Origin of the sequence: Alcanivorax sp., assembly GCF_051117345.1 — a bacterium.
Lineage (GTDB): Bacteria > Pseudomonadota > Gammaproteobacteria > Pseudomonadales > Alcanivoracaceae > Alcanivorax.
This window is the reverse complement of the sequence record NZ_JBNPEC010000096.1, coordinates 1-5,684: the sequence shown is the minus strand read 5'-3', so window position 1 is coordinate 5,684 and position 5,684 is coordinate 1. Positions and strand designations below refer to the sequence as shown.

At 60.8% G+C, this 5,684-nt stretch carries 6 protein-coding genes and 1 pseudogene; 6 read left to right on the top strand and 1 reads right to left on the bottom strand.

Annotated features, from left to right (window positions below):
• From ACFE0K_RS06195 to ACFE0K_RS06175, 5 genes and pseudogenes are all read left to right on the top strand, one after another.
• A pseudogene (locus ACFE0K_RS06195) lies at nt 1–219 on the top strand (histone deacetylase); the annotation flags it as partial.
• Between the two features lie 237 nt (nt 220–456).
• Entirely contained in the window at nt 457–837 is a 381-nt protein-coding gene (locus ACFE0K_RS06190) for a sirohydrochlorin chelatase (protein ID WP_434535232.1), read from the top strand.
• 5 nt (nt 838–842) lie between these two features.
• On the top strand, nt 843–2,096 hold the full coding sequence (locus ACFE0K_RS06185) for an RNA polymerase sigma factor (protein WP_434535231.1): 1,254 nt from the start codon (nt 843–845) through the stop codon (nt 2,094–2,096).
• Between the two features lie 301 nt (nt 2,097–2,397).
• Nucleotides 2,398–2,844: a YybH family protein gene (locus tag ACFE0K_RS06180; RefSeq protein ID WP_434535230.1), complete on the top strand. Its 447-nt coding sequence runs from the start codon at nt 2,398–2,400 to the stop codon at nt 2,842–2,844.
• 23 nt (nt 2,845–2,867) lie between these two features.
• On the top strand, nt 2,868–3,266 hold the full coding sequence (locus tag ACFE0K_RS06175; RefSeq protein WP_434535229.1) for a YciI family protein: 399 nt from the start codon (nt 2,868–2,870) through the stop codon (nt 3,264–3,266).
• 64 nt (nt 3,267–3,330) lie between these two features.
• Here the strand turns inward: ACFE0K_RS06175 and ACFE0K_RS06170 are convergent, their stop codons facing one another.
• The gene (locus ACFE0K_RS06170) at nt 3,331–4,512 is read right to left on the bottom strand and encodes a lipid A deacylase LpxR family protein (RefSeq protein WP_434535228.1); all 1,182 of its coding nucleotides are present in this window, start codon (nt 4,510–4,512) and stop codon (nt 3,331–3,333) included.
• A gap of 404 nt (nt 4,513–4,916) precedes the next feature.
• Here ACFE0K_RS06170 and ACFE0K_RS06165 point away from each other — a divergent pair.
• A partial coding sequence (locus ACFE0K_RS06165) for a beta-ketoacyl synthase N-terminal-like domain-containing protein (RefSeq protein WP_434535227.1) occupies nt 4,917–5,684 on the top strand: 768 nt, incomplete at its 3' end.

Sequence of the window (5,684 nt, the reverse complement as noted above, 5' to 3'; positions counted from 1 at the left end):
GGTGGCGATATTTTCGGGAGTGACCCGGTCGGGCGGTGTGGTGGTGCCGAGCAGGGCATCGCCGAGCGGGACCGGGGCTGGCTCGAACGCCGCCGCCAGCGGGGAAGAGCGGTGGCCACAGTGATCGGGGGCGGCTACGAGGATGACCGGGACGCGCTGGCAAGGCGGCACGCCATCGTCGTCGAAGCCAGTCACCAGTTCGCGACAATGCCGCTGTAGGAGCGCAGCAACACCCGCAGGGCGGGCCAAAGGGTGAGCGAAGTGAATAGCATCGCTGACGGCGCGAGAAAATACGTAAATCAAATGCGATTTCACCACGGAGGTCACAGAGCCCACAGAGGCTACCCTTTCTTTTCCTCAGTGATCTCTGTGCCCTCTGTGGTGACAATGTTTTTCATCCCGGTCAGGAATCGCGCCGCCAGCGACGCTCCTACGGAAACGTCTGGAGAATCATCAATGTCCAAAGCCCTATTGATCATGGCCCATGGCAGCCGCAGTGACACCGCCAACGACGAGTTTCGTGGGCTGGTGGAAACTGTGGCGGAATCCGCCCATGGGGCAGGTGAAGAATATGTGGCAGTGCTGCCCTGTTTCCTTGAGTTGGCGCAGCCTTCCCTGGTGGAAGCGATTCAGCAACTGGAGCACCAGCCAGTTACCCGCGTGCAGTTGTATCCGTTGTTCTTCAACAAGGGGAAACATGTGGGCAAGGATATCCCCGCCCAGGTGGAAGATGCCCGACAACGTTTTCCTGATCTCACCATTGAGTTGCTGGATTATTTTGGCAATGCCGACGGTCTGGCGGGACTGGTGCTTAAACATATCGGGGAACAGGACTAGCTGGCATGGCCATGGACGGCACAGCATTCGCCAGAGAAATTGATACCCTGTTTGCCCGGGAATCCCGCCGGGTGCTGGCCACATTGATCCGATTGCTGGGCGATTTTGACCTGGCAGAAGACGCCTTGCAGGAAGCCTTTATGGCGGCCCTGCGTCAGTGGCCCGATGAGGGTATCCCCGATAACGCCCGTGCCTGGCTGGTATCTACTGGCCGCTTCAAGGCCATCGATCAGTTGCGCCGCCGCGCCCGCTTTGACCAGATTCTGACCCAGCAGGCCGACCAGTTGGCGGCCCGGGCTGTGGTGGAAATGGACGTGGAAAATCTGGCCATCGAGGACGACCGGCTGCGGCTGATCTTCACCTGCTGCCACCCGGGCCTGGCTCAGGACGCCCAGGTGGCACTGACCCTGCGGGAAGTCTGTGGCCTGACCACGGAAGAAATTGCCCGCGCCTTTCTGAAAAAGCCCTCCACCGTGGCCCAGCGCATCGTGCGCGCCAAGGCCAAGATCCGTGATGCCGGAATTCCCTACGACGTGCCGGAAGGCGACGCCCTCTATGAGCGGTTGCAGTCGGTGTTGCAGGTAATTTATCTGGTCTTCAACGAGGGCTATCTGGCCTCTGCTGGCGAGCAGTGGCTGCGCCACGATCTCAGCGAGGAAGCCATTCGCCTGGCGGAACTGGTGCTGGCCCTGTTGCCCCGGTCGGAACCGGAAGCGCAAGGGCTGCTGGCACTGATGCTGCTGCACCATGCTCGCCGCGCCACCCGCAGTACTGCCGAGGGTGAGCTGGTGCTGCTGGAACATCAGGATCGCAGTCTCTGGGACCGGGAGGAAATCGCCCGTGCCGATGGGCTGGTGCGCAGTGCCTTGCTGACCCAGCGTTTTGGCCCTTACACCCTGCAGGCGGCCATCGCAGCAGTGCACGCCCATGCGCCCAGCAGCGAGGACACCGACTGGGCGGAGATCGTTGGTCTCTATGACCTGCTGCTGGCACGGATGCCCAGCCCCATTGTGGCCCTGAATCGGGCGGTGGCGGTGGCCATGCGTGACGGCCCGGAGGCCGGTTTGCAGGTGCTGGAACCGCTGATGGAGGACGTCGCCCTGCGCGATTATCACCTGGCACACGCTGCCAGGGCGGACCTGCACCGCCGGTTGGGCCAGCGGGAACCGGCCAGAGTCGCCTATCAGGCGGCCCTGGAGCGCGCCTCGCAACCCGCAGAACAACGCTTTTTACGTCAGCGGTTGGCGGAGCTGGAGTAACGCTTTTTTTACCACAGAGGGCACAGAGTCACAGAGGGTAAAGCCAGGCTGGCTGATAATGGTTTTTCTGTTTCAGCGGTGCTGGGCGTATCAGGCAGCATGCTGGGAAAGCGCCAGATTATGCGCAGTGTTTAATCTCAGTGGCTCTGTGCCCTCTGTGGTGAAAAGGGTTCCCGGGGGTTGGAAGAGCCGTTCGCGGTGCGAGACATCGCTCCCACGGGGAAAATTTTCCCGGGCCCTGTCGAAATACCGTCTTCCCTTTCGATTCCTTGATAACACAACCGGAATCAAGGAGATAACCATGAGCATTGAACGCACGATTGAGGATCTTACCCGCCGCTGGCTGAAGGCGGCGGCCAGCAACGATGTGGATGCGGTGATGGTGCTTTACCATCCGGCCATCCGTTCCTTTGATGCCATTCTGGCCATGCAGGTGGAAGGTGCCCCGGCCTATCGGGAACACTGGAAACAATGCATGGAAGCCTGCCCCGCCGAGCCGTTTTTCGAGATGTATGATCTCAAGGTGGAAACGTCCGATACCCTGGCAGTCAGCCACAGCCTGATCCACTGCGGCGCCACGGTGGAGGGGGAGCAGCAGGGAGGCTGGATGCGGGTCACCCAGGTATGGCAACGCGATGGCGAGCAGTGGCAGATCCTGCACGAGCATTTTTCCAGTCCCTTCAACCCGGAAGACATGTCCCTGATCATGGACTGGCAGCCGGACCACGCGCCGGTTCGCTTTCGTTAACGGACTGCCAAGGAGAGAGCACGATGAAATACCTATGTCTGGTGTATTACAGCGAAGCGGCCATGCAGGAGCGTGGTGATGATCACTGGCAGTCACTGAACCAGGAATGCCAGTCCTATAGCGGCGGGCTCAGCGAATCCGGTGTGATGCTGGATGGCTCCGCCCTGCAACCGGTATCCACAGCGACCACGGTGCGGATGCGCGATGGGCAGGTCAGTATCACCGACGGGCCTTTTGCGGAAACCAAGGAACAGCTCGCCGGCTTCTACCTGATCGACGCCAACGACCTGAACGATGCCATTCGCGTGGCCAGCCGCATTCCGCCGGCCCGTTATGGCAGCATCGAAGTGCGGCCGGTGCGGGATATTTATGGGGAATCCTCGGATACGGTTCCCTACGCGGAAGCATTGAAGGCGCCTTGATTGAAACGGTAGGCGCTTGCGCGCATCGCTTCCCACAGTAGCAAAGGGGTGTTGCAGAAGTTCCTTAGTCAAAGGTCTTGGCAAACACCAGTCCACCCCACAGCACATTGCGATCGCCCACACCGTCCTTCAATTCGGAGGTGTGGCCGCGCAGCACATAGCTGAGCCGGTAGCCGTCGTTGAAGGCCCAGGTATAACCGAGCCAGGCTTCGGCTACGCCATGGTTTACCTCGTCACTGTCGTAGCTCACTTCACTGCCGCGGAACTGGCCTTGCAGAAAGGCGTTATAGGCCCGGCCGACCAATGCAATGCCGCCCCACAGGTAATGCTCATGATCCTGGCTCATGGCGGTGGCGTTGTTGCGTTCGCCGTAGTGCGCCAGTTCCGGGCTGGTCTGCCACCAGGGGGTATGCAGACGGCCGGCGCGAAAGCTCAGGCTCCAGCGTGCTTCGGTGAGGTAGCCCAGCGAGCCTTCCACGGTGCTCTTCACTTCCAGGTGGTTGGTGGAAACGGGGAGGATTTTCTGCCGGGCCACGGCATAGCGGAAGGTGGGTTCGCCACCGTCGCTGACCTGATGCTCCCAGCCCTCCGCCCGGTCGCTGCCAATCACCTTGTGGACCCCGTTCTGTATATCACCGGCCAGATCCAGACCCATGGCGCCCACCGTCAGGGAGCTGTGCCAGGCTACCTGCCTGGCCGGGTCCACTTGTACCCGGCTGCTGGAGAGGTACAGCAGGCTGGCATAGGGGCGGTCGTCGTACAGCGGCGTTTTTGCCTCCTTGTCTTCGGGGGTGAAACCGAAGATGCCGGCCTCGAAGCTGTGGCCCCGGACATTGCTGTTGGTGATGCCCTCCACGCCCGTCAACCGGTCGATCCAGGTCAGCGGCGTATTCAGTGACAGGGCAAAGTCCCGGGCGCGGGTACCGGTGGCGGCGACACTGATGCCATAGGTGTAGTCCTGGTCCCGGCTGCCCGGTACCAGCAAGTCGTTATCCAGGGTCAGGGACCAGCTGCCGGTTTCCCGCTCCTGTTCCGGGTTGGTGCGGGGGTGACGTGGACGCTGTTCTTCGAATGCCGGGTCGCTGGCCCGGGCCAGCTGCACGGTATCGACGCTGGTGGCCCCGCTGCTGATGCTGGGCACTGCCAGGATGACAAGCAGGGTCACAAGCGGCCCGGTGATGGGCTGCTTGCCCGTGGGGCGGCCATGGGCATTGGCAACACCTTTCTGTCTCTCTGTGTGTGTCATGGCTCCGTGTCCACCTGAGGGGGAGCAGTACGCCCCCTGTTACGTTTGCTGCGCGTACAGTAGTGCCGGCACGTGCAGTAGCGGTATTGGGTTGCTGGACGGTTATTGCCTGTTTCTGCAGAGAGTTGTCGTTATGCCAGCGGTGACGGTTCAGCGAATGTGAGCGTCAGACTTGTGGTGACAAGGATGGGCTGGAACAGTTTGATGAAACAGCGGAACCTGCTGGGCGATTTAATCGATTTTTTCGAACTTTATTGTCCACGCCGTATTCCGGCAGCGCTGATGCAGTGACCTGATGCCTGCTTGCCGCGTCGCTTTCTGTCATTGAGCCTTTCCCTGTCTCAAGCGTAGCCTCATTACTTTGATACGGTTTCCCCAGTCAACGACGTGTGAGGAGAGGCAAGGTGGCAGAAGCATATATCGTAGCGGCGGTGCGTACCGCCGGTGGCAAGAAGAATGGTCGGTTGAGCAAGGTACACCCGGCGGATATGGGCGGCCGGGTGATTGATGCGGTGGTAGGCCGTATCGGTGTGGCGCCGGAGAAGGTGGACGACGTGATTTTTGGTTGCGTGAGCCAGATCGGGCCGCAGACCTTCAACGTGGCACGCACCTCCATTCTCAGTTCCTGTCTGCCGGAATCCGTACCCGGTGTCACCATCGACCGCCAATGCGGCTCTTCCCAGCAGGCTATTCATTTTGCTGCACAGGCCATCATGAGCGGTACCCAGGATCTGGTGATTGCCGGCGGTGTGGAGTCCATGAGCCAGGTGCCCATCGGTGCCCCGGTAACCGCCGTCAAGGAAATGGGCAACCCGTTTACCGGTGAAATCAGCAAGCGTTATCCCGGTGAAAACTTCAGCCAGTTCATCGGCGCTGAGCGCATGGCAGAGAAGTACGGCGTGAGCAAGGCCGAGCTGGACCAGTTCGCCTACGACTCCCACAAGCGTGGTGCCGCCGCCACCGAAGCGGGCCGTTTCAAGGACGAGATCATTCCTGTGCCGATTACCCTGGAAGATGGCAGCAGCGACGAGCATACCGTGGATGAAGGCATCCGCTGCGAAGCTGCAATGGAGGCGATCAAGGCGCTGCAACCGGTGCAGGAAGGAGGCCAGATCAGAGCCGCAAATGCCAGCCAAATGACCGATGGCACGTATCCGGTGATGATGGCAAGC

Bases quoted from the DNA above. Each gene is read 5' to 3' on its own strand.
- ACFE0K_RS06190 (WP_434535232.1), top strand. From the start codon at position 457: ATGTCCAAAGCCCTATTGATCATGGCCCATGGCAGCCGCAGTGACACC.
- ACFE0K_RS06185 (WP_434535231.1), top strand. From the start codon at position 843: ATGGCCATGGACGGCACAGCATTCGCCAGAGAAATTGATACCCTGTTT.
- ACFE0K_RS06180 (WP_434535230.1), top strand. From the start codon at position 2,398: ATGAGCATTGAACGCACGATTGAGGATCTTACCCGCCGCTGGCTGAAG.
- ACFE0K_RS06175 (WP_434535229.1), top strand. From the start codon at position 2,868: ATGAAATACCTATGTCTGGTGTATTACAGCGAAGCGGCCATGCAGGAG.
- ACFE0K_RS06170 (WP_434535228.1), bottom strand. From the start codon at position 4,512: ATGACACACACAGAGAGACAGAAAGGTGTTGCCAATGCCCATGGCCGC.